General features: G+C 66.7%; 25 protein-coding genes. 7 read left to right on the forward strand and 18 right to left on the reverse strand.

Annotated elements, in window-relative coordinates; translation table 11 throughout:
• Positions 1-21: 21 nt before the first annotated feature.
• Positions 22-720 (reverse strand): TetR/AcrR family transcriptional regulator, encoded by a 699-nt coding sequence (locus tag KTJ78_RS04620; RefSeq protein WP_217133072.1) that lies wholly within the window; start codon positions 718-720, stop codon positions 22-24.
• 95 nt (positions 721-815) lie between these two features.
• Between KTJ78_RS04620 and KTJ78_RS04625 the strand changes: the two genes are divergently transcribed.
• The gene (locus KTJ78_RS04625) at positions 816-1,691 is read left to right on the forward strand and encodes a 3-hydroxyacyl-CoA dehydrogenase family protein (RefSeq protein WP_217133073.1); all 876 of its coding nucleotides are present in this window, start codon (positions 816-818) and stop codon (positions 1,689-1,691) included.
• Positions 1,692-1,774: 83 nt separating this feature from the next.
• On the opposite strand, the gene KTJ78_RS04630 is transcribed toward KTJ78_RS04625, so the two are convergent.
• From KTJ78_RS04630 to KTJ78_RS04645, 4 genes are read right to left on the reverse strand one after another with little or no spacing between them, the layout of a single operon-like run.
• On the reverse strand, positions 1,775-2,518 hold the full coding sequence (locus tag KTJ78_RS04630; protein ID WP_217133074.1) for an amino acid ABC transporter ATP-binding protein: 744 nt from the start codon (positions 2,516-2,518) through the stop codon (positions 1,775-1,777).
• Positions 2,518-3,633: an amino acid ABC transporter permease gene (locus KTJ78_RS04635; protein WP_217133075.1), complete on the reverse strand. Its 1,116-nt coding sequence runs from the start codon at positions 3,631-3,633 to the stop codon at positions 2,518-2,520. Before KTJ78_RS04635 ends, KTJ78_RS04630 begins: the two co-directional genes overlap by 1 nt.
• A 9-nt stretch (positions 3,634-3,642) precedes the next feature.
• The gene (locus KTJ78_RS04640; RefSeq protein ID WP_217133076.1) at positions 3,643-4,527 is read right to left on the reverse strand and encodes an ABC transporter substrate-binding protein; all 885 of its coding nucleotides are present in this window, start codon (positions 4,525-4,527) and stop codon (positions 3,643-3,645) included.
• A gap of 42 nt (positions 4,528-4,569) precedes the next feature.
• Positions 4,570-5,343 (reverse strand): gamma-glutamyl-gamma-aminobutyrate hydrolase family protein, encoded by a 774-nt coding sequence (locus KTJ78_RS04645; protein ID WP_217133077.1) that lies wholly within the window; start codon positions 5,341-5,343, stop codon positions 4,570-4,572.
• A gap of 154 nt (positions 5,344-5,497) precedes the next feature.
• Here KTJ78_RS04645 and KTJ78_RS04650 point away from each other — a divergent pair, with 154 nt between their 5' ends.
• Positions 5,498-6,487 (forward strand): LacI family DNA-binding transcriptional regulator, encoded by a 990-nt coding sequence (locus KTJ78_RS04650; RefSeq protein ID WP_217133079.1) that lies wholly within the window; start codon positions 5,498-5,500, stop codon positions 6,485-6,487.
• A gap of 5 nt (positions 6,488-6,492) precedes the next feature.
• Here KTJ78_RS04650 and KTJ78_RS04655 read toward each other — a convergent pair whose 3' ends face one another.
• A complete protein-coding gene (locus tag KTJ78_RS04655; RefSeq protein WP_217133081.1) occupies positions 6,493-6,858 on the reverse strand; it encodes a hypothetical protein in 366 nt (121 codons plus the stop codon).
• Positions 6,859-6,945: 87 nt separating this feature from the next.
• Here KTJ78_RS04655 and KTJ78_RS04660 point away from each other — a divergent pair, with 87 nt between their 5' ends.
• Positions 6,946-7,359, forward strand: a complete 414-nt coding sequence (locus KTJ78_RS04660) for a phage holin family protein (RefSeq protein ID WP_217133083.1) — start codon at positions 6,946-6,948, stop codon at positions 7,357-7,359.
• Here KTJ78_RS04660 and KTJ78_RS04665 read toward each other — a convergent pair.
• Positions 7,356-8,417 carry a saccharopine dehydrogenase family protein gene (locus KTJ78_RS04665; protein WP_217133085.1) on the reverse strand — a complete coding sequence of 354 codons (1,062 nt, stop codon included), beginning with the start codon at positions 8,415-8,417 and terminating at the stop codon, positions 7,356-7,358. The two genes, KTJ78_RS04660 and KTJ78_RS04665, sit on opposite strands and share 4 nt — an antisense overlap.
• A 37-nt stretch (positions 8,418-8,454) precedes the next feature.
• On the opposite strand from KTJ78_RS04665, the gene KTJ78_RS04670 reads away from it, so the two are divergent.
• Entirely contained in the window at positions 8,455-9,030 is a 576-nt protein-coding gene (locus KTJ78_RS04670) for a helix-turn-helix domain-containing protein (RefSeq protein WP_217133086.1), read from the forward strand.
• 71 nt (positions 9,031-9,101) lie between these two features.
• Here the strand turns inward: KTJ78_RS04670 and KTJ78_RS04675 are convergent, their stop codons facing one another.
• Entirely contained in the window at positions 9,102-9,599 is a 498-nt protein-coding gene (locus tag KTJ78_RS04675; RefSeq protein ID WP_217133088.1) for a Dps family protein, read from the reverse strand.
• 222 nt (positions 9,600-9,821) lie between these two features.
• Between KTJ78_RS04675 and purB the strand changes: the two genes are divergently transcribed.
• The gene (gene purB, locus KTJ78_RS04680; protein WP_217133090.1) at positions 9,822-11,210 is read left to right on the forward strand and encodes an adenylosuccinate lyase; all 1,389 of its coding nucleotides are present in this window, start codon (positions 9,822-9,824) and stop codon (positions 11,208-11,210) included.
• A 30-nt stretch (positions 11,211-11,240) separates the two neighbouring features.
• Here the strand turns inward: purB and KTJ78_RS04685 are convergent, their stop codons facing one another.
• The 7 genes from KTJ78_RS04685 to hemE all read right to left on the reverse strand — a co-directional run bounded on the left by KTJ78_RS04685 (position 11,241) and on the right by hemE (position 18,521).
• The gene (locus KTJ78_RS04685) at positions 11,241-11,405 is read right to left on the reverse strand and encodes a hypothetical protein (RefSeq protein ID WP_217133091.1); all 165 of its coding nucleotides are present in this window, start codon (positions 11,403-11,405) and stop codon (positions 11,241-11,243) included.
• Between the two features lie 163 nt (positions 11,406-11,568).
• Complete coding sequence (locus KTJ78_RS04690) at positions 11,569-13,071, reverse strand: glutamate-1-semialdehyde 2,1-aminomutase (RefSeq protein WP_217133093.1); 1,503 nt, start codon at positions 13,069-13,071, stop codon at positions 11,569-11,571.
• Positions 13,068-14,060 carry a porphobilinogen synthase gene (gene hemB, locus KTJ78_RS04695; RefSeq protein ID WP_217133095.1) on the reverse strand — a complete coding sequence of 331 codons (993 nt, stop codon included), beginning with the start codon at positions 14,058-14,060 and terminating at the stop codon, positions 13,068-13,070. The genes KTJ78_RS04690 and hemB overlap by 4 nt, the downstream gene beginning before the upstream one ends.
• Positions 14,061-14,094: 34 nt before the next feature.
• Positions 14,095-14,916, reverse strand: a complete 822-nt coding sequence (locus KTJ78_RS04700; RefSeq protein ID WP_217133096.1) for a uroporphyrinogen-III synthase — start codon at positions 14,914-14,916, stop codon at positions 14,095-14,097.
• Positions 14,913-15,956 carry a hydroxymethylbilane synthase gene (hemC, locus tag KTJ78_RS04705; RefSeq protein ID WP_217133098.1) on the reverse strand — a complete coding sequence of 348 codons (1,044 nt, stop codon included), beginning with the start codon at positions 15,954-15,956 and terminating at the stop codon, positions 14,913-14,915. The genes KTJ78_RS04700 and hemC overlap by 4 nt, the downstream gene beginning before the upstream one ends.
• A complete protein-coding gene (locus KTJ78_RS04710) occupies positions 15,953-17,413 on the reverse strand; it encodes a protoporphyrinogen/coproporphyrinogen oxidase (RefSeq protein ID WP_217133100.1) in 1,461 nt (486 codons plus the stop codon). Before KTJ78_RS04710 ends, hemC begins: the two co-directional genes overlap by 4 nt.
• Entirely contained in the window at positions 17,403-18,521 is a 1,119-nt protein-coding gene (gene hemE / locus KTJ78_RS04715; protein WP_217133102.1) for a uroporphyrinogen decarboxylase, read from the reverse strand. The genes KTJ78_RS04710 and hemE overlap by 11 nt, the downstream gene beginning before the upstream one ends.
• Before the next feature lie 121 nt (positions 18,522-18,642).
• Between hemE and KTJ78_RS04720 the strand changes: the two genes are divergently transcribed.
• Together KTJ78_RS04720 and KTJ78_RS04725 are read left to right on the forward strand one after the other, a co-directional pair.
• On the forward strand, positions 18,643-19,959 hold the full coding sequence (locus tag KTJ78_RS04720; RefSeq protein ID WP_217133104.1) for a glutamyl-tRNA reductase: 1,317 nt from the start codon (positions 18,643-18,645) through the stop codon (positions 19,957-19,959).
• A gap of 105 nt (positions 19,960-20,064) precedes the next feature.
• A complete protein-coding gene (locus tag KTJ78_RS04725) occupies positions 20,065-20,658 on the forward strand; it encodes a TetR/AcrR family transcriptional regulator (RefSeq protein WP_217133106.1) in 594 nt (197 codons plus the stop codon).
• A gap of 33 nt (positions 20,659-20,691) precedes the next feature.
• Here the strand turns inward: KTJ78_RS04725 and KTJ78_RS04730 are convergent, their stop codons facing one another.
• The 3 genes from KTJ78_RS04730 to KTJ78_RS04740 are packed head-to-tail and all read right to left on the reverse strand — an operon-like array spanning position 20,692 to position 23,767.
• Complete coding sequence (locus KTJ78_RS04730) at positions 20,692-21,768, reverse strand: phosphotransferase family protein (RefSeq protein WP_217133108.1); 1,077 nt, start codon at positions 21,766-21,768, stop codon at positions 20,692-20,694.
• Complete coding sequence (locus KTJ78_RS04735) at positions 21,765-23,030, reverse strand: acyl-CoA dehydrogenase family protein (protein ID WP_254259373.1); 1,266 nt, start codon at positions 23,028-23,030, stop codon at positions 21,765-21,767. Before KTJ78_RS04735 ends, KTJ78_RS04730 begins: the two co-directional genes overlap by 4 nt.
• Positions 23,027-23,767 (reverse strand): SDR family oxidoreductase, encoded by a 741-nt coding sequence (locus tag KTJ78_RS04740; RefSeq protein ID WP_369807978.1) that lies wholly within the window; start codon positions 23,765-23,767, stop codon positions 23,027-23,029. The genes KTJ78_RS04735 and KTJ78_RS04740 overlap by 4 nt, the downstream gene beginning before the upstream one ends.
• Positions 23,768-23,863 lie beyond the last annotated feature (96 nt).

Here is a 23,863-nt window from a genome sequence, read left to right on the forward strand (position 1 = left end):
TTTTCTGTGTGGTCGCCTCGGCTAGTGGGCCGGCTGATGGCCGGTCAACACCCCCCGAAGCGCTGTGAGTATGGCATCTCGCCGCAGTCGCGGCGGGCTGTCAACGAATGGTCCCTGCAGCACCGAGCCGACGTGGCAGGCGATGACGATGCGGGTGGCCTCGTCGGCGTCGGGCACGAGCGCCGCGCCCACGGCTCGGGCAACGCCCTCGAGCACCGGAACGACCTGGCGCTGAAATGCCTCGCCGTGGCCCTTCAGCACCTCGGCCATGTCGGGGTCTGACCAGGCGCGCAACCCGAAGAGCGCCCGCAGCGCATACCACTGGGTGTCTGCGGGAATGACGCGCAGCATCTCGTCGGCCGCCGCCTCAAGAACGGCCTCGCGGCCACGCGCGGCCGCAGGAACGGCCTGGTCAAAGCTCGCCATGCCGCTCAAGACCTCTTCGGTCTTGCGCTCGTACAGGGCAAAGAACACGTCGTCGACGGTCTTGAAGTTCGAGTAGAAGGCGCCGCGCGTGAAGCCGGCCCGCTTGCAAATCTCGTCGATCGAGGCGCTCGGCACGCCCCTCGCCGCAAAGATCGCCTCGGCAGCATCGATGAGGGCGGCCCTGGTGTGCACGCGTGCCCTCGGCACCGACTGGCCCGCGCGAGACCCCTCGTTCGCTGCCGTCTGGCCAGCAGATGCGACCCCAGTGTCGCCCCGTGACTCACCCGTATTCATTGCTGATTCCCCTCACAGAAACTCGATGCATAATGTACTCAATACAGATTGTATCGAGAAACCATGGTGATTGCACCAACGATTGGAGAGATATCATGAAGTTTTCGCTACCGGCCAATGTTTCTGAGCGCCCCATTGTGGTCGTGGGCGCTGGCACCCTCGGCCGCCGCATCGCAGCCGTCTTTGCCGCGGGCGGGTCTGACGTGCGCATCGCCGACCTGCAAGAGGCCCAGCGCGACGCAGCCCTCGCCTACATCGACGAAGCGCTGCCAGAACTGAGCGAGCGCCTCACCAAGCAGGGCAAGGGCGCCACCGCGGGCAAGGTCACCGCGACCGAGCAGGTCGCCGACGCGCTGCCTGGTGCATGGCTCGTGGTCGAGGCCGTTCCCGAGCGCCTCGACATCAAGCGCCCGCTCTTTGGCCAGCTCGATGAGCTCGCCGACGACGACGCGCTGCTCGCGACAAACTCGTCGTCATACGCCTCACGCCTCGTCATCGACGAGGTCAAGAACCCCGAGCGCGTGTTCAACATGCACTTCGCGATGCCCCCGGCAAGCATGGCGGTCGAGCTCATGAGCGACGGCCAAACAACCGAAGGCCTGCTCGACGACGTCGCCGAAGAGCTCCGCCGCTTCGGTCTCGAGCCCTTCATCGCGCACGCCGAGAGCACCGGCTTCATCTTCAACCGCATCTGGGCGGCCATCAAGCGCGAGTCGCTCGCCGTTGTCGAAGAGGGTGTCAGCACGCCCGAAGACGTCGACGCGATTATGAAGGCCAACATGGGCCTCGCGGCGGGCCCCTTCGCCCTCATGGACCAGGTGGGTCTCGACGTCGTGCTCGACATCGAGGAGCACTACGCGGCCGAGACCCCGACCCTGCCCCAGGGCCCGCGCGACCTGCTGCACCGCTACGTCGACGCCGGCAAGCTCGGGCGCAAGAGCGGCGAGGGCTTCTACTCGTACGACGAGTAAGCCGTCGCGGCGTAATCACGGTACCCAAAGAATGATGGCCCGGCTGTTTCGAACAGCCGGGCCATCACTCTTTGTAAAACGCCTTAGAGCCTGCCAGATTCGAGTACCTGCTTGAGGAAGGCACGGGTGCGCTCCTCGCGTGGGTCTTCGAAGATTTGCGAGGGCGGGCCCTCTTCGAGAATGCGTCCCTGCTCAAGAAAGACAACCTTGTCGGCGACTTCTTTTGCAAACGTCATCTCGTGCGTGGCGAGCAGCATCGTGAGCCCCTCAGAGGCGAGTGTGCGCACGATGCTCAGCACCTCGTTTACGAGCTCTGGATCGAGCGCCGACGTGATCTCGTCGAGCAACAGCACTTCGGTCTTCATCGCGATGGCGCGAACGATCGCAACGCGCTGTTGCTGCCCACCCGAGAGCTGATCAGGGTAGTAGTCGGCACGGTGGTCGAGGTTCACCTTTTTCAGCAGCTCGTGCGCCTCTTCACGCGCGGTCGCCTTATCGACGCCGAGCAGCTTCATGGGAGCGAGCGCGATATTGTCGAGCACGGTCATGTGCGGAAACAGGTTGAACGACTGGAACACCATGCCAACCTTGCGGCGCAGGCGGTTGACGTCGATCCCGGGCCCCGAGACGACATCGCCGTCGACGATGATCTTGCCCTCTTGAATCTCTTCGAGCGCATTGACGCAGCGCAAGAGGGTTGATTTGCCCGACCCCGAGGCTCCGATGAGGCACACGACCTCGTGCTTGTTCGCCTCGAAGTTGATGCCCTTGAGCACCTCGTTCTCGCCGTACCGCTTATGGACGTTGTCAAAGGTAATAAAGCTCATCAGGCAGCTCCCCTCAGCTTCTTGCCGCGCTCAAGCCACCAGTCGACAAGACGCGTCTGCGGAATGGTGACGACGACGAACAGAATCGCGACGATCGTCACTGACGACAGGTTGTACTGCGTCGCCGAGACATACTTCGCCTGGTTGAATGCATCCATCGCACCGATGACGTTCACGAGCGCAGTATCTTTCTGTAGCCCGATGAACATCGTGAGCAGCGGCGGAATCACCGTGCGCACCGCCTGCGGCAGCACCACGAGGCGCATCGTCTGTGCGAACGAAAAGCCGAGCGAGCGTGAGGCCGAGAACTGCGACTGGTGAATCGACTCGATGCCAGCGCGGTAGGTCTCAGCGACGTACGCGCTGTAGGTGAGTGCGAGCGCAATGATCGCAAACCAGGTCGGTGAGAGATCTTTCAAGAACGGAATGCCGGCGAGCGGCAACCCGAAGCCAATGAGGTAGATCACGATGATCGCGGGAACCGCGCGCATCACGTCGATATAGGCAATAGCAAGCCAGCGGATCGGCGCGCCCGCCCGGCCCGGCAGCATTCTCGCGACCGCGAGAGCGAGGCCGAAGACAAGCACGATGATCTCAGCGACGACGGCGATGAAGATGTTCATGCCGAACGCCTTGCCCACGACCCCAGCAGTGCTGCTGATGATGTCCCACCTGAGGAACGTCTTCTGCACGCTCGCGTCGTTTGAGACGAGCAAGAGGAAGAACCCGGTGAGCACTCCGAGCGCAACGAGAATGCCGAGCGATGTGAGCGCGAGTTCGCGTGAACGACTCGCGTTGGCACGGGCCTTCAGCACGTTGTCACTGTTCACGAGCTTGGCAGCTTTGAACGACTCGGCGCATGCTTTGAAGGCAAAGATGACGGGAACCGCCGCGAGCACGAGGCCCACGGTCATGAAGATCCATCCCGCGGTGCGAGCGGTTGTGCCCGCTTCAGCCGCCGTGAGACCTGTAGAGGCAAGCACGCCGATTCCAAAGAATGCAGCGAGGCTCGCGACCGTCGCGGTGATGGCGAGACCCCGTGACCGGGGCGGAGGGCTAAGCCTCAGCCCCGGCATGGTCTCAAGAACCGTTGTTGAGAGAGCTTCTTTTGACATTGTTGAGTGTTAGTTCCAAACGGGAATCGTGTTCGGGTCAACACCGAACAGCGGGGTGAGCCACGTTGCCGAGAGCTCGTCGAAGGTGCCGTCTTGCTTCATGTCGGCGATGGCTGCGTTCACGGCCTCGAGGTTCGGGGTGCCCTTCGGCATGATGATGCCGTACTCCTGGTCGAGCTCGAACTGCCCGGTCACGACGAGCTCACCGTTCGAGGCCGCTGTGTTCGAGAGCGCGAGCGTCGTGTCGGTGACAACGGCGTCGACCTGACCAGCACGAAGTGCCGTGAACATCTCAGTCTCTGACTGGAACTGCTGAATACCGCCCGAGGGCTTCAGCGTATCGTTCACGTACTGCGAACCCATGTTGCCCTGCAGTACACCGATCTTCTTCTCGCCAACGTTGTCGACCGTCACATCAGCGCCATCTTTAATGGCGACGCCGAGGTTCGACTGGAAGTATGCGTCTGAGAAGTCGAAGACCTCTTTGCGAGGCTCGGTGATCGTGATGCTCGCGGTACCCATGTCGTAGTTGGTGTTACTTGCCGAGATGAGCTGATCCCACGACTGGTTTTGTACGGTGACCGACTCGAGGCCGGCACGGTGCGCAACGTTCGATGCGAGGCAGTACTCAAAACCACCGTTGATCGTCTCTGGGCTCGAGCCGTTCCACCAACCGTTGCTCGGAAGTACGGCCGCGACCGTGAGGGTGCCGTCGGCAACCGTATCGAGCTCAATCGAGCCGGCCTCGCCGGTAATGGTGCACTCGCCAAACGAGCCAGAGCTGGCCTCTGGCTTCTCGTTCTTTTCAGCCGGGGCATCTGACGAGCAGGCGACAAGGCCGAGGCCGAGGGTCGCAGCGACCGACAGTGTTGCAATGAGGTGTTTACGGGTCATGATGTTCTCCTTTGAATGCGGCCCGGGGTCGGGCCTGACCAGTTAGTGTTTGCGTGCTTCTGTGATGAACGCCTGCGCGAGCAGGTTCATGTGGTGGGTATTCGCTTGGTGCTCTTCGGGGTGCCACTGCACGCCCAAGACCCAGCGGTCGTCATTCGCTTCGACCGCTTCGACGATGCCATCAGCTGCAACGGCCGAGGCGCGAAGCCCGGGCGCAACCGTATCGACTGCCTGGTGATGGGCCGAACGAACGCTGACGTTTGCCTCGCCATAGATGCTGCCAAGACGTGTGTCCGGAGCAATCTCGATGTCGTGATTGGTCCAGCTATCGGTTGCGTCGATACGGTGCATCGTGTCAGCGCCAAGATCGGTAATGAGCGAACCACCAAAAGCGACGTTGATTGCCTGAGAGCCACGGCAAATACCGAGCACCGGCAGGCCCCGCTCGACGGCGGCCGTAATGAGTGCCAACTCGAACTCGTCGGCCTTGGGCTGCGTCGCTTCGACCTTTGCAATCGCTGCCTCGTCACTGGTGTAGTGACTCGGGTCGACATCTGAGCCACCCAGCACCACGACGCCATCGATATTCGTGAGTGATCGTTCTACGTCGCTGCTCGGGTCGTTGGCATTCACGAACATTACCTGAGCGTCGTCGGCGGCCGTCACGATCGCACGCGCAGCGTTCGAGGCAAGCGCGTGCAATTCGTCAGCGTAATCGGCCGAGACATTCGGCGCGTCCATGACGTACGAGGCAAGAATTCGAACGGGTCGGCTCGCGGTGCCCGCCCCCGTTACTGTTTCGGTCTGGTTCTGCAATACGCACTCCATTCATTCACCATTGAATCGGTTTACCTTTATTGATTAAACCGGTTTAACTTGTGCTGATAGTATGAAGCTCAATCTCGCCAATGTCAAACCTTGTTTTCCTTGCAAGCGCCGAGAGTGGCACAAATCAGCGCACGGAGGTGCTGTGTCTCAACGCACGAAGGTTACGATTAGCCAGGTAGCCGAAGCCGCGGGAGTCTCGCCTGCAACCGTGTCGCTCGTGTTCAACAACAAGGGTAAAGTTGCGCCCGCAACCCGCGAGCGTGTGCTCGAGATCGGCAAGAACCTTGGCTATCGCCCGGGGTGGATCAGCAGGGTGTTTCGCTCGGGTCGCACTCACGTGATCGGCGTCGTGGTTGGGCACAGCGGCACACCCCTCTGGGGCGAAACCTATTTTCCCTACTACCGCGGCATCATCGCGGGTGCAGCGATGGAGGCCCTCAACTTCGGCTACACCATCACCGTCGTTCCCGTCACCGACACGGGGCAGCTCGGCGGCCCCATACGGCCCGACGGCATCATTCTCGTTGATCCAGGCCCCGAAGACAGCCTCATTGAAACCGCCCTTCACGATGGCATCACCGTCGTGACGGCCGGCGGCCACATCACCTCGTACGAATCACCGCGTCTGCGTGGAGTCGAGCACGAGCTCAAAACCGGAGTGGGGGTCGCCCTCGACACCCTGCGAGAGCACGGCGCCACCCGCCCCGCATTCTATCGCGGCTCGGCACTCGACGCCTACACCGTCGAGTCGCAGCGCACCTACGAGCAGTGGTGCCAAAAGAACGGCATCGAACCCCTCCTATACGTGCTCCCAGCTGGCCACGACCCAGTTGAGGGGGCCCGCGAGCTCCTCGACGGCGAACACGGATACCTTGACGGTATCTACTGCATCAACGAGTCGTACTCGAGCGCGGTCACCGCCGTGGCCGAGAAGCGAGGCCTTCGCATTCCAGACGATCTGCACGTCGGCGTCGCGGGCGAGCCGCACTCGGGCGGCGTCGATCCGCGTCTGGTGTATTTCGACCTCAATCCGGTCGATCTCGGGGCAGCCTGCGCACAGGTGCTCGTGCACATGCTCGAAGCAGAAGCGGCGCAAGAAATCGCAGCGAAGCAGGCCAGGGCAAACAAATAACGGGCCTAGTGCCCCGCGAGCACGCACCCCGCCATGGCGCCAGCGTCAATCACCGAGCCGTTTTGGCCGGGCGCGACCGGAATGTGCTCGGTGGTGAATCCCGTGAGAAAGACGCCGGCCTCTTCGCCCTCGCTCGCAAAGGCGGCCTTCTTGCGCGCCTTATCGATTTTGGCGACGGTGACCTTGATGGGCCCGCTTGGCAACAGCAGCACGGCGCTCTGGCCGATGCGCATCTCACCGTCGGTCACGGTACCCACGAGGGCCGGGCCGCGCATGGGAATCGCGAAAACCGTCGAAACGGTGAAGGTGAAGGGCACAAACCCCTCGGGTGCCGGCTGAGCCTTGCGATCTTTTTTGCTGAAGATTCCCATGCAAAAAGCGTAGTGCACGGGGCTGATGTGCCGCTGCGATCTCGCCGTTCGCACGAAACACCAGGGTTTTGCTGAGAACATAGAGGCATGAAGAACCTCGGCCGAATTCTTGTCAGCGCCCTCGCCCTATGGCTCACCACGCTCATCGTCGGCGGCTCGGGTGATCAGGGCGTGTGGATTCGCTCGCTCGGCGACGAGACGATGGCGTCGGTCACGACGTTCGTGGTCGTCGCGATTCTCTTCGCCGCGGTCAACATCACGGTGGGCAAGGTGTTTCGCTTCGTAGCCATTCCGCTGCGCATCATCACCCTCGGTCTCTTCAACCTCATCATCAACGGTGCCCTGCTGCTCATCGTGGGCTGGGTCTCGGGCATCATCGGCTTCGGGCTCGAGGTCGACGGCTTCTGGTGGGCAGTGCTCGGGGCGCTCGTGCTCTCGCTCATCACCTCGGTCTTGAACGCCGTGTTTGGCCTCAGCAAGAAGGAGTCGCGCAGGCGCTAGGCCCTGCGCAGCACCTGCCGCGCCTCCCCCTGCGTCACGAGCTCGGCCATCGAAACCGCCCCAAACGGTGCTCTCTCGGCCGCCCGTACGGCGGCGAGCGCCGTGAGCCGCCCCGTCGCCTCAGACTGGCCCGAACCCTCAGCCTCAAGCCGCTCCCCCGTGCGCCGGTTGCGCGCGACCACATGCCACGCGTCTGACCCCACGTGCGGGGCCATGCCGAGCACACCGCTCAGCCCCTTCGCTCGCCCAATCACGCGTAGCGCCGCGGTCATCGCCCGTGAGCTCAGCGTGAGATAGCTGCGGATCGCGGCAGAGCCGCCCCCTTGCTCTTCTCGCCCGCTCGCGGCAACGATGTGGTCGGGAAAGTCGGCGCGAAGGTAGCGCCGCGTGCGCCCGTCAGGCCCCTTCACCCGGAGGCTCTCGGCGAGGTTTCGCACCCGGCCTCCTTCTGGTGGCTGAAACACGTCGGTGCCGACGAGCCCCGCGGTCCACGCGACGGCGGCTGGACCGTGCTGCTCGCCAGCACCGAGCATGACGAGCACATCAAGCTCATCGCCGGGCCGCTGCTCGAGCGCGCTCACGAGCACCGTGCTGAGGCCCGGCACGAGGCCCGCCCCGAGCACCACCGGGCCCCGTGCCGCTGCTTTGAGCCCCGCGAGGTACGAACCGGTGGCCGAAATGTCGACAAGCGGCGTTGCCCCGGTCGCCCCCGCAAGGTCGGTTCGCTCAATGCCAGAGGCGTTGATCACGACATCGTGCGTCTCGGCGAGCGCCGCGAGGGGGCCCAGATCTCCCGAGAGGTCAACACGTTCTGACCTCCTCGCCTGGCCTGCCGTAGCTTCTGCCGCTGCCGTGGTCTGGGCCGAGGCCGGGGCCTCACGGCGGCTCGCGGTCGTGACGCGATGGCCCTCGCGCTCAAGCTCGCGTCGAATAATGGTGCCAACGGCGCCGCTAGCGCCGAGCAGGAGTGCGTGCATCGGGGTCTCTCTCGTGAGTGGTGTACCGCGGGGTGCGCTGGTGCGATCCGCAGCACTCATCGTCGCCTGGCCGAGGCTCACGCGCCATCTTTTTTGCGGAATCTGCAAAAATGGCCTCATGAGCCCCTCGACCGACCAGATCATCGCCGCGATCGGCCCCCGCCTGCGCGCCATGCGCACCACCCGCGGGCTCACGCTCGAGGCGGTCGCCCACGACTCAGGCCTCTCGGTGAGCGCACTGTCGCGCCTCGAAACCGGCAAGCGCGCCCCGAGCCTCGACGCGCTCCTGCCCCTCGCCAAGGCCTACCGGGTGAGCCTCGACCAGATCGTCGGCGCCCCAGCGACCGGCGACCCGCGCGTGCACCTGCAACCGCAGACCATGCAGTCGGGAGGCGTCGTCGTGCCGCTCACGAGCAACCCGGGCCGCGTGCACGTATTCAAACACGTCATCGAACCGCGCGAACCGAAACTCACGACGCACCAGGGCCGCGCCTGGATGTACGTGCTCGCCGGCCAACTCAGACTGCTGCTCGGTGACGAGGAGCACCTCATCGGCCCAGGCGAAACGGCGCAGTTCGACTCGGCCACCCCGCACTGGTTCGGCCCGGCCGACGACCACGCGGTCGAAATACTGCACCTCTTCGGGCCACACGGCGACCGGCCGCTCGCGCGGTTGAGCGATGCGGGCGCCTAGCTCGCGCGCCGGGTACAAAAACGGCGGCCCAGAACCGAAGTTCTGAGCCGCCGCGCAAGCGGGTTGATGCGTTAGTCGTCGAGGTCGTCGAGGTGCGCGCTCAAGAACCAGCGGTCCTTGTCGAGCTCCTGCGCAACCGCGATGACGAGATCCTGGCTCACCGGGTCAATCTCGTCGAGCGCCTTGATCGCCGTCGTCGCGTCCTGTCGGGTCGCGTCGATCTGAGCGATGATCGCGCGGATCGTTGCTTTCGCACCCTGGAAGCCAGCAGTCAGCTCGGGGGTGCGGGTCTTCTCCGCTACCTGGCCAAGACGGCCGTCAACCGGGTGCCCGAGGGCGACCACGCGCTCGGCGAGGGTGTCAGATGCCTCGCGGGCGTGATCGACAACCTCGTCAAGAAACTCGTGGGTGCGCACAAAGTTCATGCCGCGCACGTGCCAGTGGGCCTGTTTGCCGTTCACCGACAGGGCGATGAGGTCTTGAACAACCGGCTCGAGGTATCGGGTCACCTCGGCTGCAGCGCCTACGTCAGCAATGCTTCCTGGAAGAACTTCTGTCGGGGTACTCATCGTAAACCTCCACTTCATTTGGCGAGTAGGTGGCTAAAATTTCTCCACCTAGTCGGTACGTTACTCTCGCTGCCTGAGTCGCCGCAATGAACGTTCAGGTAGCTCACTGCTTGCTCTCAGGCCCCTTCATCGCCCTGTGCACAACCGGCCACCTGAGCCGCCAAACTCTGCGACAATAGAGGGGTCTTGTCCCGTTCGACCCCACGTGGAGTGTTCACCAATATGTCTGAGACCACGAGTCTTCCCCCGCAGCCCATCAGCCCCCTCGACGGGCGGTACCGCGCGGCCGTCGCTGGCCTCGGCGACTACCTCTCTGAGGCAGGCCTCAACCGCGCCCGCGTGCACGTCGAGGTCGAGTGGCTCGCGTACCTCACCGAGCACTCGCTGCTGGGCGGCTCGCCCATGGGCGCCGAGCAGCTCGCGTCGCTGCGCGAGTGGGCAGCGCAGTTCGGCCAGGCCGAGATTGACGAGCTCGCCGAAACCGAACGCGTCACGCAGCACGACGTGAAGGCCGTCGAGTACCTCGTGCGCGCCCGCCTCGAGCAGCAGGGCCTCGGCCAGTTCGCCGAGCTCACCCACGTGTGCTGCACGAGCGAAGACATCAATAACCTCTCGTACGCCCTCACCGTGAAGCACTCGATTGAACAGGTGTGGATCCCCCGCTTCGAGACCGTCATCGACGAACTCGCGCGCCAAGCCCGCGAGTACCAAGAGCTCCCCATGATGAGCCGCACGCACGGCCAGCCCGCGACCCCCACGACGCTCGGCAAGGAGCTCGCAGTGTTCGTGCACCGCCTGCGCCGCCAGCTCGACCAGATTCGCGAGATTCCGTACTACGGCAAGTTCTCGGGTGCGACGGGTACGTTCGCGGCGCACCTCGCGGCCGATCCGCACGCCGACTGGCCCGCGATCTCACGCGACTTCGTCGAGGGCCTCGGCCTCACGTTCAACCCGCTCACCACCCAGATCGAATCGCACGACTGGCAGGCCGAGCTGTTCACGCGCATTGCGCACGCGAACCGCATTCTGCACAACCTCGCGACCGACATCTGGAGCTACATCTCAATCGGCTACTTCAGGCAGATTCCCGTCGAGGGCGCAACCGGTTCATCGACCATGCCGCACAAGGTCAACCCGATTCGCTTCGAAAACGCCGAGGCAAACCTTGAGCTGTCGAACGCGATTCTCGACTCACTCGCCGCGACCCTCGTGACGAGCCGCTGGCAGCGCGACCTCACCGACTCGTCGGCGCAGCGCAACATCGGCGTCGGCATCGGCCACTCGGTGCTCGCGCTCGACAACATTCGCAAGGGCCTCGGCCAGATCGACGCCGCACCCGAGGTGCTCGCGGCCGACCTCGACGCCAACTGGGAGGTACTCGGCGAGGCTATTCAGACCGTGATTCGCGCCGAGGTCACCGCCGGCCGCTCAACCATCAGCGACCCCTACGCCGCCCTCAAAGAACTCACCCGCGGCCGCCGTATCGGCCAGGCCGAACTCATCGAGTTCGTGAGCGGCCTCGACATCGGCGCCGAAGCCAAGGAGCGCCTGCTCGCACTCACCCCCGCGACCTACACGGGCGTCGCTGCGGCGCTCGTCGACCGCGTGTAACGCGGCGCCCCGCGCCCGGGCGCCCTCTCGCTAGCGCGCACTCACCCGTGCGCCCTCGCCCGTGCGCCCTCGCCCGTGCGCCCTCGGCACTCGGCACTCGGCACTCGCTGCCTCGCCCTCGCCCGCGTCCAGCCCCGGCCCATCGGCCTGGGCTGTGGCGCGGGCGTTTGCGTTTTCGGGTGCGGTCTCAGACACGGCCGCAGGCAGGTTTTGGCTCGCCCCTATTCTCCGGCTCCAGCTCCAGCTCCAGCTCCAGCTCCCAACTATTGCCTGATTTTCAACGCGAATGAAGCGGTTTTGGGGGAAATGCATCGAAAAATCAGGCAATAGTTGCCGGTTATAGCAAAATCGGCACGGGTCAGGCGCGAGCCGCGGCGCGGGCGGCAGCGGGCAGGGCCTCAGCGATCCGCGAGAGGATTGCTTCGTCGTGGGCCGCGCTCACGAACCACGTCTCGAAGGGGCTCGGCGGCAAGTGCACACCGCCGTCGAGCATCGCGTGGAAGAACGCCCGGTGCTGTGCCACGTTCTGGCCGAGCACGTCATCATAGGTTCGCGGGGCGTGCTCGAAGTCGCCAAAGAGTACGCTCATGAGGGTTCCGGCGCGCTGCACCCGGTGCTCGACCCCGGCCTCGGCGAGGGCGCCACTCACCTCACCCGCCAGGGTGTCGGCGGCAAAGGCGAGGCGCTCGTACGCGGCGGCATCGGCGGCGCGCAGCGTGGTGAGGCCGGCCGTAACGGCGAGGGGGTTGCCTGAGAGGGTTCCGCCTTGGTAGACCGGTCCGAGCGGGGCGAGCAGGTTCATGAGCTCGGCGCGGCCAGCGACCGCCGCGATCGGAAGGCCGCCGCCGATCACCTTGCCGAAGGTGAAGAGGTCGGGCCGCAGCCCGCCCGCGTCAGCCCCAGCACTGCCACCAGCGTCAGCCCCAGCACTGGCACCGCCACCAGCACTAGCACCGGCACCGCCGCCAGCACCAGCCCCAGCAAAACCGCCCTGCACGGCCTCCCGCTCGAGCCCCCAGTAGCCGCCGGGGCCCGCCCGGAAGCCAGTGAGCACCTCGTCGGTGATGACGAGCGCGCCGTTTGCGTGGGCGAGGCGCAGCAGGCCCTCGGTGAAGCCCGGTTCAGGGGGCAGCACGCCCATGTTGGCGGCGGCAGACTCGGTGATGACGGCGGCGATCTGACCCTCGTGGCGAGCGAAGGCCTCCTCGAGAGCCGGGAGGTCGTTGTAGTCGAGCACGAGGGTTTGGGCGGCGGTAGCCTCGGTCACTCCGGCCGAACCGGGCAGGCCGAAGGTCGCAAGCCCCGAGCCGGCAGCGGCGAGCAGCCCGTCGGAGTGCCCGTGGTAGTGCCCCGCAAACTTGATGATGAGGGGGCGGCCGGTGTGGCCGCGGGCGATGCGGATCGCAGTCATCGTCGCCTCAGTTCCCGTCGAAACGAGGCGCACTCGCTCGGCTTCGGGCACTCGCTCGATGATCGCCTCGGCGAGTTCGGCCTCCTCAGGCACCGAGGCACCGAAGCCAAAGCCACGCGCCGCAGCACGCTGCACCGCGTCAACGACCTCGGGTACGGCGTGGCCGAGCAGGGCCGGGCCCCAGGCTCCGATGAGGTCGACGTATTCGTTGCCCTCGACGTCGGTCACGATGGCGCCGCGCCCGCCGGTGAGAAAGCGCGGGGTTCCGCCGACAGAGCCGAAGGCTCGCACGGGTGAGTTCACGCCGCCGGGAATGACGCGCGCCGCTTTCTCGGCGAGCACAGCATTATCGGCGACGGGTGCGCCGCCAGCGGGGGCACCAGCGCCAACAACACCGGCAGCAGGGGTTCCAGCGGGTACGCCGCCGGAAGGGTTCAGGGTGTTCTTCATGAGGGGTTGCTCGCAATCTCGGTGGCGAAGTAGGTCAGGATGGCGTCGGCGCCCGCGCGCTTGATGCTCACGAGCGATTCTTCGATGGCGGCACGGCGGTTGATCCACCCGTTGGCCGCGGCGGCCTCGATCATGGCCGCCTCGCCCGACACCTGGTAGGCCCACACGGGCACGGGGCTCTCGGCGGCGACGTCTGAGAGCACGTCGAGGTAGCTCATGGCGGGCTTCACCATGACGACGTCGGCACCCTCGGCGATGTCGAGCTGCGCCTCGCGCAGGCCCTCGCGGCGGTTGGCCGGATCCATCTGGTAACTGCGGCGGTCGCCCGTGAGCTGCGAGTCGACGGCCTCGCGAAAGGGCCCGTAGAACGCCGAGGCGTACTTGGCCGAGTAGGCGAGCACGGCGGTGTCGAGGTGCCCGGCGGCGTCGAGCACGTCGCGCACAGCGGCAACCTGGCCGTCCATCATGCCCGAAAGGCCGAGCAGCTGCGAGCCGGCCTCGGCCTGCGCGAGGGCCATCGACCGGTAGCGTTCGAGCGTCGCGTCATTATCGACGCGGGGTTGACCCGCAGCGGATCGCCCCTGAGCACCCAGCACGCCACAGTGTCCGTGGTCGGTGAACTCGTCGAGGCACAGGTCGGTCTGCACGACGAGCGCGTCGCCAACCTCGCTCGCGACGGCGCGGGTCGCGACGTTCAGAATGCCGTCGGGGTCGTCGGCAGCGCTGCCCAGGGCGTCGCGCCTCTCGGGAACGCCGAAGAGCATGACGCCACCGACGCCCTGGGCAGCGGCCTCGGCGGCGGCTGCGCGAAGGGAGTCGAGCGTGTGCTGCATGACGCCCGGCATTGAGGTGATGGGGCGAGGCTCGTTGATGCCCTCGCGCACAAAGAGTGGCAGCACGAGGTCGCCCGAGTATAGCCGGGTCTCGGTGGCGAGGCGGCGCAGCGCGGGGGTGGCGCGCAGGCGCCTCGGTCGGTTGGTCAGGGTCATCGGGTCTCCTTGCGGTTGCATTGCAGCACCTTCTTCACGATTTTCTGCTGGTTTCGGTGAGCCTCGCGAGTGCCGTCACCGTGCCTGAGGCGGTGTGCTGGCGGGCGACGACGGCGGGGGGCATGCCGAGGCTTCTGAGTTGCCTGGCGGTAGGTTCTCCGATCGCTGCGAGACGCGCATGCTCGTGGAGCGTCGGGAACCGTGCGGCGAGTGCCCTCGCTGCCGAGGCGCTGAGCACGAGCGCGGCATCGATCGAGAGGGCGATGGCCGCGTCGGCCTCGGGGTCTCCCTCGACGGGGCTGGTGCGGTAGGCATCGATCCGCTCGGGGCGGTGGCCGGCCGCGATGAGTCCTGTTTCGAGTGCGGTGTCGGCGATGGCCGAGAGAGGCAGCAGCACACTCGCTTTACCGTCGGGGGCCGGCCAGCTCATGAGCTCGGCGACGAGTGCTCTCGCGAGGCTCTCGCCGGTAAAGCGTTCGGGTTCGAGGGTGACGCAGAAGCCGAGTGATTCGAGGGCCGCGGTCGTGGTGCTGCCGACCGAGGCGATGCGGCCGCCGCTCGGCGTTGCCCCAGCCCGCGCAAAGGCCTGGGCGCCGCGCACGCTCGTAATGGCCGCCCAGTCGTAGACGCCAGCGTTCCAGCGTTCGATCGCGGCGGCGAAGGCCTCCTCATCGGCCGGGGGTGTGTGCTCGATGAGTGGAACCATGACGGGCTCGCCGCCGAGGCTCAGCACGAGTTCAGCGAGGTGATCGCCGCGGGCTTCGGCGCGCGGCACGAGCACCCGCTGGCCCTCGAGCGCGCCCTCAAGCGAGCCACCGTGGGAGCCACCGTGCGCGTGGCGGTCGGCTGTGCTCACCGCGTCGCCCCGAGGGGTGCGAGTTCGGCGGCGCCCTGGTCAAGCAGCTGTTTCGCAACGCTCGCGCCGAGCTCGTGAGCCGTGCGATCGGTGAGGCTTGAGCGGTAGCGCGCGTCGCGATCCGCCTCGGGTGAGGCGAGGGGTGAGCGTTCGACGGCCGTCAGCTGTTCCTGCCCGTCGAGGCGGTACACGGTCGCGCTCAGCGTGAGCTCGCCGTTCGCGGCCACGGCCGTTGCGCCAATCGGGGCCGCGCATCCTGCCTCGAGTGTTGCGAGCAGGGCGCGTTCGGCGAGCGCCTCGGCGCGGGCAGCGGGGTCGTTAAGGGCGACGAGCGCGTCGTGCAGCGGCCCCGTCTCGGTCTCGGCGCTGCGCACCTCGATCGCGAGCGCGCCCTGGCCCGGGGCGGGAGGGGCGACGTCGAGCGAGAAGCGCTCAGTGATGGCGGCGTCGCGGCCAATGCGGTCGAGACCGGCGGCGGCAAGCACGACCGCGTCAAGGTCGGTTGCGACCCGGCCAAGCCGCGTATCAACGTTGCCACGCAGGTCGCTGACCTGCAGGTCGGGACGGCGAGAGAGCAGCTGGGCTGCGCGGCGCGGCGAGCCGGTGCCGACGAGCGCCCCCTCGGGAAGTGTCTCGAGGGTGAGCCCGTCGCGAGCACACAGAGCGTCGCGCGCATCGGCACGCTCGGGAATCGCGCCGAGCGTGATTCCCTCGCACGGCCCCGTCGGCAGGTCTTTGAGCGAGTGCACCGCGACGTCGCACTCGCCGGCGAGCAGGGCGTCACGCAGGGCGCTCACGAACACGCCGGTTCCGCCGAGCTGGGCGAGCGGGGCGCGCGACACGTCACCCTTCGTGGTGACGATGACGAGCACGACGTCGAGGCCCGTCGCCCGGGCGATGGTCTGGGCAACGGTCGTGGTCTGCGACACCGCGAGCGCGCTGCCCCTCGTACCCACCCTGATGATGCCGGGAGCAGCCTCGACAGGGCCCTCAGCCCTCGTCACGCTCGCGATGCGCTTCGTCTGCTTCGTTTCGGTCATGCTGGTCGCACCGTGCTTTCTTGCTGTGGGGTCGATGAGGGATCGGTCGTGTGGAGGGGCGCAAGCCGCCCCAGGAGGTCGTTCGCCGCGCCGCGGGCACCCGCGACAACCGAGGCGAGGCCAGTGCCGTGCACCCAGTCTCCCGCGAGGGCCACCGTCGCTGGGGTCTGCGGCTCGGGCCGGGCGCCGGGAGGCGGGCTCACCGACCAGGGCTGCCTGACTGCGTCGGCAAGCGACTCGGGAGCGAGCTCAATACCGAGCAGCAGGCTCGCGTCGCGCAGGGCCAGCGCAAAAGCGTCGGCGTCGGCGAGCGCTGCCGTCTCGGGGGCGCTGCCCGTGCGGCCGTATGAGAGGCGCAGCACGTGCTCGCCGGGGCCGCGCACCGCCGCGCGATCGGGCCACTTCGCCGTCGCGTGCGTGAGCGCCTTCGCGGCCACGCGCGGGTCGCCGGGCGCGACAAGCACGCCGGTTCCGCGGGGAGCTGCGTCAAGCCGTTCGTCGTGCACCGCGAGGGCGATGACCTCGATATCGCTTGGCACGGGGGCCGCATCGCGCGAGCCGCCGAGCAGCCCGCCCAACAACTCACGCGCAGCCAGCTCGGGTGCCGCGATGACCACGGCATCGGCGCTCGCGAGGCACGAGCCCTCGGCATCGTGCACCTGCCAGCTCGGCTCGGTGTCAAACGGCGGCACGAGGGCAACCACCTGCGTGCCGCGCACGATCTCGCAACCGCGACCGAGCAGGTCAGCCTCGAGGGCAGCAACGAGCGGGGTCATGCCTCCCTCGAGGGCAGCGACGGCCCCTCCCGCGGCCGAACTCGCGGCACGAAGCTCACGGGCTGCACCCACGAGTGATCCGCTGCGGTCGAAAGCCTCGCGAAGCCCGGGAACCTGCGCGATCCGCAGCTCGGTCGGGTCGGTCGAGTAGACGCCGAGCGCGATCGGGCGCACGAGCCGCTCGAGCACGCGTGCCCCGAGACGCTCGGTCACGAGGGCCGCGACCGTCGTTTCGTCGTTTGTTGGGGTGGCTCGGCGGCGAAGGGGTTCGAGCGCGGCGCGCAGCGCGGCCCCAAAGCCGAGCACGCGCCGTGACTCGGCGCTCATGGGGCTGGCAGGAATGCCGAGCGCACCGCCCTTCGGCAGCGGCCTGGCGACACCCTCGGCATACACCCACGAGCCACGCGGCGCCGGTGGAACCACCCGCTGGGCGAGCCCCAGCTCGGTGATGAGACGCTGCACCTCGCCCCCGCGGGTCGCGAACGCCTCGGCGCCGACATCGACCGCGTGGCCGTGAAGGGGCGCTGAAGCGACCCGGCCGCCGAGCTGCTCGCCCGCTTCAATGAGCGTGACGGCCGCGCCGCCCAGGCTCAGCTCTCTGGCCGCAACGAGACCCGCGACGCCTCCGCCCACAACGACAATGCGCTGTGGGCTGGTGTCGCGGGTCTCGCTAGAAGGCATGCGCGAGCTCGACGATGCGGGTGAGCACGGCCGGGTCGGTTTCGGGAGGGACCCCGTGGCCAAGGTTGAGAATGTGGGCGGGAGCGTGCTGCCCGCGCGTGAGCACGTCGGCGAGGTGCGCCTCGAGGGCTTCGTCGGGGGCACCGAGCAGGGCCGGGTCGAGGTTGCCCTGCAGCGGCATCTCGGAGCCGAGACGCTCGCTCGCCTCGTCGAGAGGAATGCGCCAGTCGACGCCAACGGCATCTGGGCCGAGCTCGGCGAGCGCCTCAAGCAGGTGCCCTGAGCCGACCGCGAAGTGGATCACGGGTACCTGAAGCGCCACGTCGGCGTAGCCGTGCCAGCCCGGGTGGTGAAAGCCCAGTTGTCTCACGAGCGAGAGCGCTCGGGCCGAGGCCGGGGCCACGTATTCGCGGTAGTCGTTCACGCTCAGCGAGCCTGCCCACGAGTCGAAGAGCTGCACGGCGCTCGCACCGGCCTCGACCTGGGCCTCGAGGAACACGGCGCTGAGGTCGGCGACCCACTCGAGCAAGTCGTGCCACACCTCTGGCTCGCTCTGCATGAGCGTGCGCGCGCGCAGGTGCTCGCGTGACGGGCCGCCCTCGACGAGGTAGGCCGCGAGGGTGAAGGGGGCGCCGGCGAAGCCCACGAGTGGCGTCTCGCCAAGCTCGGCGACCGTGAGCCTCACGGCCTCGCGCACGGGTTCGAGGGCTTCTCGCAGGCGCTCGGGGGTGTAGGTCGCGCGGCAGTGCTCGACGTCGGCCGCGGTGCGCACGGGGTGGGCAAAGACGGGACCCTTGCCAGCCACGAGGTCAACCTCGACCCCGGCGAGCAACAGTGGCACGACGATATCGCTAAAAAACACCGCGGCGTCGACTCCGTGCCTGCGCACGGGCTGCAGCGTGATCTCGCTCGCGAGCGCGGGGTCAAGACATGCATCGAGCATTCGGGTTTCTTGGCGCAGCGCGCGGTACTCTGGCAACGAGCGGCCCGCCTGGCGCATAAACCAGACGGGAACGCGCTCTGGGCGGTCGCCGCGCAGCGCGCGCACGAGCGGGGCATCGCTGGTGACACCGGTCACGAGCGGGTGGGTTTCACTCAAAAGTCTCATCGCACCAGATGCTAACGCATAGATCTGATGTATTAGATCAGATGTATTCAGGTTCGGGTGATTTGCTTGACGTATTCACTGACACGCGACCCACCGAACCACCCCGGAGCACCCGCGACCCATGCTTACCTCACTGTCATTCACGCTTGAGCGCACCCCCTTTGAGACGCTCGAGCACCTCTCGCGTCACCACGAGAGCATCAGCGACGCCTTCGACGACCCCTCGCTCACCCAGGGCTCGGTCGTGCTCAGCACCTGCAACCGCTTTGAGATTTACGCCGACACCGGCGCGGGGCAGCAGCAGGCGCTCCTCACGCGACTCTCGCGCGTGACCGGCCTCGACGCCGAGGCGCTTGGCGCGGCAGCCGACGCAAAAACGGGTCGAGAAACGGCAGAGCACCTCTTTGCCGTCGCCTCAGGCCTCGAGTCGGCCGTCGTTGGCGAGGGAGAAATCGCGGGCCAGGTGCGCCGAGCCCACGACGACGCCAGGCAGCGAGCAACGCTCACGCACGACCTCGAGCACCTCTTTCGCACCGCGACCCGCACCTCACGCGAGGTCGGGCACCGCACCGAGATTCGCTCGGCGGGACGCTCGCTCGTACGTCTCTCACTGCGCATGGCCGAGGCACGGGTGCCCGACTGGCAGGAAGCCCGCGTGCTGCTCATTGGCACGGGCGCCTACGCCGGCGCGACCGTCACCGCGCTGCAAGCCCGCGGCGTCACCCAGTTGCGAGTCTTCTCGCCCTCGGGCCGAGCCGAGGGCTACGCCGCCGAGCGCGGCCTCGAGGCCGTTGCCCAAGGTGAACTGCAGGCAGAGCTCAAGGTCGCCGACCTCGTCATCGCGTGCAGTAGAGCCGACGACCCAGTGCTCACCGCCGACCTTGTGCGCGAGGCGCTTGAAACCGAACGCCGCCGCGAGCTCCTGCTCATCGACCTCGGCTTGCCCCGCAACATCGACCCGCTCGTCACCGAGCTTGCCGGCGCCTGGCTGCTCGACCTCGAGACCATCAGCAAGCACGCCCCAGTGACCGAGCTGAGCGCCGAGGCCGAGGCACTCGAAATCGTGCGCACCGCAGCCACCGAATTCAGCGCCTCGCAGGCTGAGCGCGAGGCGCTTCCTGCTCTGCTCGCCCTGCGCACCCACGTCGCCGGCATTCTCGAAGACGAACTATGCCGCGCCCGAAAGGCGACGGCTTCACTCCCGCCCGAGGCACCCCCCGGCGGGAACGAGGCCACGGCCATGGGCGACCCACTCGACAGCACCTCATCGGCCGAGATCGAGGCCGCCCTGCGCCGCTTCTCAGGCAAGCTGCTGCACCTGCCCATGACCCGCATCAGAAGCCTCGGGCGCGAGGGCAGAGTGAACGATGCCGCGGCAGCCCTCGAAACCCTCTTTGGCATCGACGCGCTGCCGTCTGATGACGGGAGCGGGGTCTAGGGCGGGATCCGCCCCGGCCCCTCTTCAAGGCCTTACGAAACGACGTTCTCGCACTCGTTCACTGCGCAGTTGCGCAATCTGACCCAGCGTGCAATTCTGGCACACATGACCGACCCCCATTTTCCGCAGCCAATCGTCTTCGACACCTGCTGCAACGCCGCTCTCACCTGCTTCGCAAAGAACGGCTTTCACGGCACCTCGATTCGCGAAATCGCGAGCGAGGCGGGCCTGTCGGTTCCCGGCCTGTACCACCACTACCCGTCGAAAGCGGCGCTGCTCGAGAAGCTCTGCGAAATCTCGATGATCGAGCTACACGCAGCCCTGGTTAAGGCGCGCGATGCAGCAACGACGACGCTTGAGCGCTTCGACAACCTCGTCGCCTGTCTGCTCGAATTTCACGCCGAGTTCGGCGCCGTTGCCTTCGTGACCTACAGCGAAATTCGTTCGCTCAAGCCAGGCCCCCGCGAGGCGCACATCGAGGCGCGCAGGGGCGTGCAACAGTTCATCACCGACGCGGTCGTCGACGGCACGGCCGAGGGCATCTTCCAGGCCGAAGAGCCACGCCACGTGGCACGCGCGATCACCCACATTTGCCTCGGCGTCGCACAGTGGTTTCGGCCGAATGGCGAGCTCAGCGTCGACGATCTCGTGGCCGTGTACACCGAGATTTGCCGCGACACCGCGCGCTTCGTTCGGTAGCGCGCGGCGCCGCAGCTCGTCCCTGCGAGCGCGTTACCGGGTGATCGCCTGAGCGCACTCGAGCACGCGCGGCACCTCGAACTCGAGCGTGTGCGCAAACTCGTCACCGGGGCGCTCCCCCGCCTGCCAGCGGCTGTAAATCGCCTCAAGAAACACCGACGACTTCCAGAGCGCGAGCGTCTGGTACCAGGGCAGGTCGCTCACGTCGAGGCCCGTGCCCGTGGCGTAGCGCTCGGCAATCTCGGCGCGGTTCAGGTACCCCTCTTCGAGCGTTGCGCTCGTGAGCTCCATGACCGTGCCCTGCGAGGTCGCGTCGCTGTAGGTGACCGTGAGGTAGCCGAGATCAGCGAGCGGATCGCCGAGCGTCGCCATCTCCCAATCGAGCACCGCGAGCACTCGCGGGTCACCCTCGGGCTTGAACATGACGTTGCCGAAGCGGTAATCGCCGTGCACCAGGGCGGGCCGCTGCGTAACCGGCCGGTTGGCCTCAAGCCAGCGCGAGAGCTCGCCGATGAGCGGCAGTTCGCGCTGTGACACCTGGCCCGCCAGCCCCGTAAAGGTCTTCACCTGGCGCTCAAGGTAGCCGTCGGCACGGCCGAACGAGGCGAGCCCAGCCCGCTCAAGATCAAGACTGTGCAGCCCAACGAGCGTATCGACGAGCGCTTCTGAGGCCTTGCGCTTACCAGCAACCGTGTCAAAGAATGCGGGCGTCTCGTCGAGCAGAATGACGCCGTCGAGATACTCCATGAGGTAAAACGGGACGCCAAGCACCGAGACCTCGTCGCACACCGCGAGAATGTTCGGCACCGGCTCGCCCACCCGGTGTAGGCCCTGTTGTACCGTCGCCTCACGAATCATGTCGTGGGTCGATTTGGGCAGCGGCGGCCTGGGGCCTCGGCGCAGCACGACCCTGGTCTCACCCCGCTCGATGAGGTAGGTGATGTTCGACTGGCCGTCACCAATGCGTTGCCACGCAATCGGGCCCTCGCCGATGCCGCGCTCGTCGAGAAACTTCGTAACCCGATCGACGATAAGCAGCGGCGGCATCGCGAGCCCGGCCGCGTCTTCAAGGGTCGCAACGACCTCTGTTCCGTCTGGAATGTTGATCATCGCTGCCCCCAAATATCGTTGCCGTGCTCATTGACGGTGTCGAGCGGCAGAGCCCCGGCCTCAACCTCACGGCGCCTGCGAGACGAGGCGCGACGAGCAATGGCCCACTTATGGGTCTCGTTCGATCCGTCATAGATGCGAAACGGGCGCACCTCGTTCGCGTACGAGGCGAGCGGCAGCGCGTCGGTCACGCCATCGCCACCGCACAGCTGAATTGCGCGGTCAATGATGCGGCCGATCGCGTCAGCGCAGTGCACCTTCGCGATGCCAGAGAGCGCCGCGCCGGCCTTCGGGTCGTGTTCGAGCATGGCCGCGGTGCGGTCAATGATCGCCTCTGAGGTCGCGATGTCGATCTCAGACTGCGCGAGCATCTCTTGCGCGATGCCGAGTTCGCGCAGCTGCGAGCCAAACATCTCACGCCTCGCCGCCCGGTCAAGCGCGATGTCCTGCGCGCGCTTCGCGAGGCCGAGCCAGCGCATGCAGTGCGTGAGCCGCGCCGGCCCAAGCCGCACCTGCGCGTAGGCAAAGCCCTCGCCCGGTGCCCCGAGCACCGCGTCGTCGGTCACCACACAGTCTTCGAAGTACACGTGCGGGTGGCCGCCCGCAATCGCGGTATCGATCGCGTTGATCGCGTTGCCAAGCCGCACCCCGGGGTGATCCATGTCGATGAGAAACATCGTGGCTCCCGCGGGAAAACCCTCGTCGGGCGAGGCCTCGGTGCGCGCCATGAGAATGCAGTACGCCGCGCCCTCGGCCCCGCTGATGAAGCGCTTGTGCGCGTTGATCCGCCAGCCTCCATCGACCCGCTCCGCGGTCGATTGCAATGCGAGCGGATCAGACCCGGCCCCCGGGTGCGGCTCGGTCATGCCGAAGCACGAGCGCACGTCGCCCGACCCGAGCGGCACGAGATACCGCGCCTTCTGCTCGTCGGTGGCGATGAGCTCGAGCATGTGCATATTGCCCTCGTCGGGCGCCATGCAGTTGAGCACTGCGGGGCCGATGGGCGAGTAGCCGGCTTCGATGAAGATCGCTGGCCAGTGCTCAAGCGGCACCCCCTGGCCGCCATACTCAGTGGCGAGGTGGGGCGCAAATACGCCAGCCTCCTTGGCCTTGCTCATGAGGTCACGGCGCGTAGCCTCGGTAAGGGTCGTGCCCGCCTTCGGCTCGGCGGGCATGACGACGTCGCGAATGAAGGCGCGCGTCTTGAGCCGCAGTGTCTCGTAGGGTTCGGGAAGCATGCTTGCCTTCGTTGCTGCGCTCATGCCGCACCTCCCGCGGCGAGCAGCCCGCCATCAAGCACGAGCGTTTGCCCCGTGACCCACGAGGCGTCGGGCGAGACGAGGTAGGCGACGGCCCCCGCGATGTCTTCGGGGGTGCCGAGGCGTTTTGCCGGGTACGCTGCCGCGACCTCTTCTTCGCGCCCCTCGTAGAGCGCCTTCGCGAAATCAGTCTTGACGACGGCAGGGGCAACCGCGTTCACGCGCACCTCGGGGCCGAGCTCAGCTGCCAGCGTGGTCGTCAGGTGCATGACCGCGGCCTTCGTCACGCCGTACATGCCGATACCGGGAGAAGGCGTGCGGCCCGAGACCGACGAGAGGTTCACGACCGAACCGCCGTGCTCAGCGAAGCCGAGCCCCTCGTGATGGTAGGCAGCCTGCGCCCAGGCGAGCATCGACACGACGTTCACCTCGATGAGCTTGCGCACGGCGCCGAGGTCGATGTCGATGAGCTTGCCGTAAACGGGGTTGATGCCCGCGTTGTTGACGAGAATATCGAGCCTGCCCCACTTCGCGGCGATCTGCTGCATCACGGCCTCGCGGTGCTCGGCATCGTCTGACTTGCCTGCCACGACCATGACGCTGCCCTCGGGCAAGGCACTCGCCACCTCGGTGAGCGTCTCTTCGGTGCGGGCGGTGATGCACACCTTCGCGCCATCGGCGACGAGCCGCTCGGCGATGGCGCGGCCAATGCCACGGCTCGCTCCGGTTACAATTGCCACTTTGCCTTCCAATGGCCTGTGGGTACTGTGTGTCATGTGAAACTCCATCGTCGTTGAGGGTGCATCTTCTTGCTCGTGCGCCGCGGCCGCGTGTCC

This window comes from Leucobacter chinensis, from assembly GCF_019049105.1.
Classification (GTDB): Bacteria; Actinomycetota; Actinomycetes; order Actinomycetales; family Microbacteriaceae; genus Leucobacter_A; species Leucobacter_A chinensis.

Excerpts from the sequence above, each read along its gene's own strand:
- KTJ78_RS04670 (WP_217133086.1), top strand. The coding sequence starts at position 8,455 with ATGAGCCCCTCGACCGACCAGATCATCGCCGCGATCGGCCCCCGCCTG.
- KTJ78_RS04710 (WP_217133100.1), bottom strand. The coding sequence starts at position 17,413 with ATGCCTTCTAGCGAGACCCGCGACACCAGCCCACAGCGCATTGTCGTT.
- hemE (WP_217133102.1), bottom strand. The coding sequence starts at position 18,521 with ATGAGACTTTTGAGTGAAACCCACCCGCTCGTGACCGGTGTCACCAGC.
- KTJ78_RS04640 (WP_217133076.1), bottom strand. The coding sequence starts at position 4,527 with ATGACCCGTAAACACCTCATTGCAACACTGTCGGTCGCTGCGACCCTC.
- KTJ78_RS04720 (WP_217133104.1), top strand. The coding sequence starts at position 18,643 with ATGCTTACCTCACTGTCATTCACGCTTGAGCGCACCCCCTTTGAGACG.
- KTJ78_RS04725 (WP_217133106.1), top strand. The coding sequence starts at position 20,065 with ATGACCGACCCCCATTTTCCGCAGCCAATCGTCTTCGACACCTGCTGC.
- hemC (WP_217133098.1), bottom strand. The coding sequence starts at position 15,956 with ATGACCGAAACGAAGCAGACGAAGCGCATCGCGAGCGTGACGAGGGCT.
- KTJ78_RS04635 (WP_217133075.1), bottom strand. The coding sequence starts at position 3,633 with ATGTCAAAAGAAGCTCTCTCAACAACGGTTCTTGAGACCATGCCGGGG.
- KTJ78_RS04660 (WP_217133083.1), top strand. The coding sequence starts at position 6,946 with ATGAAGAACCTCGGCCGAATTCTTGTCAGCGCCCTCGCCCTATGGCTC.
- purB (WP_217133090.1), top strand. The coding sequence starts at position 9,822 with ATGTCTGAGACCACGAGTCTTCCCCCGCAGCCCATCAGCCCCCTCGAC.
- KTJ78_RS04735 (WP_254259373.1), bottom strand. The coding sequence starts at position 23,030 with ATGAGCGCAGCAACGAAGGCAAGCATGCTTCCCGAACCCTACGAGACA.
- KTJ78_RS04630 (WP_217133074.1), bottom strand. The coding sequence starts at position 2,518 with ATGAGCTTTATTACCTTTGACAACGTCCATAAGCGGTACGGCGAGAAC.
- KTJ78_RS04690 (WP_217133093.1), bottom strand. The coding sequence starts at position 13,071 with ATGAAGAACACCCTGAACCCTTCCGGCGGCGTACCCGCTGGAACCCCT.
- KTJ78_RS04625 (WP_217133073.1), top strand. The coding sequence starts at position 816 with ATGAAGTTTTCGCTACCGGCCAATGTTTCTGAGCGCCCCATTGTGGTC.
- hemB (WP_217133095.1), bottom strand. The coding sequence starts at position 14,060 with ATGACCCTGACCAACCGACCGAGGCGCCTGCGCGCCACCCCCGCGCTG.
- KTJ78_RS04730 (WP_217133108.1), bottom strand. The coding sequence starts at position 21,768 with ATGATCAACATTCCAGACGGAACAGAGGTCGTTGCGACCCTTGAAGAC.
- KTJ78_RS04620 (WP_217133072.1), bottom strand. The coding sequence starts at position 720 with ATGAATACGGGTGAGTCACGGGGCGACACTGGGGTCGCATCTGCTGGC.
- KTJ78_RS04675 (WP_217133088.1), bottom strand. The coding sequence starts at position 9,599 with ATGAGTACCCCGACAGAAGTTCTTCCAGGAAGCATTGCTGACGTAGGC.
- KTJ78_RS04655 (WP_217133081.1), bottom strand. The coding sequence starts at position 6,858 with ATGGGAATCTTCAGCAAAAAAGATCGCAAGGCTCAGCCGGCACCCGAG.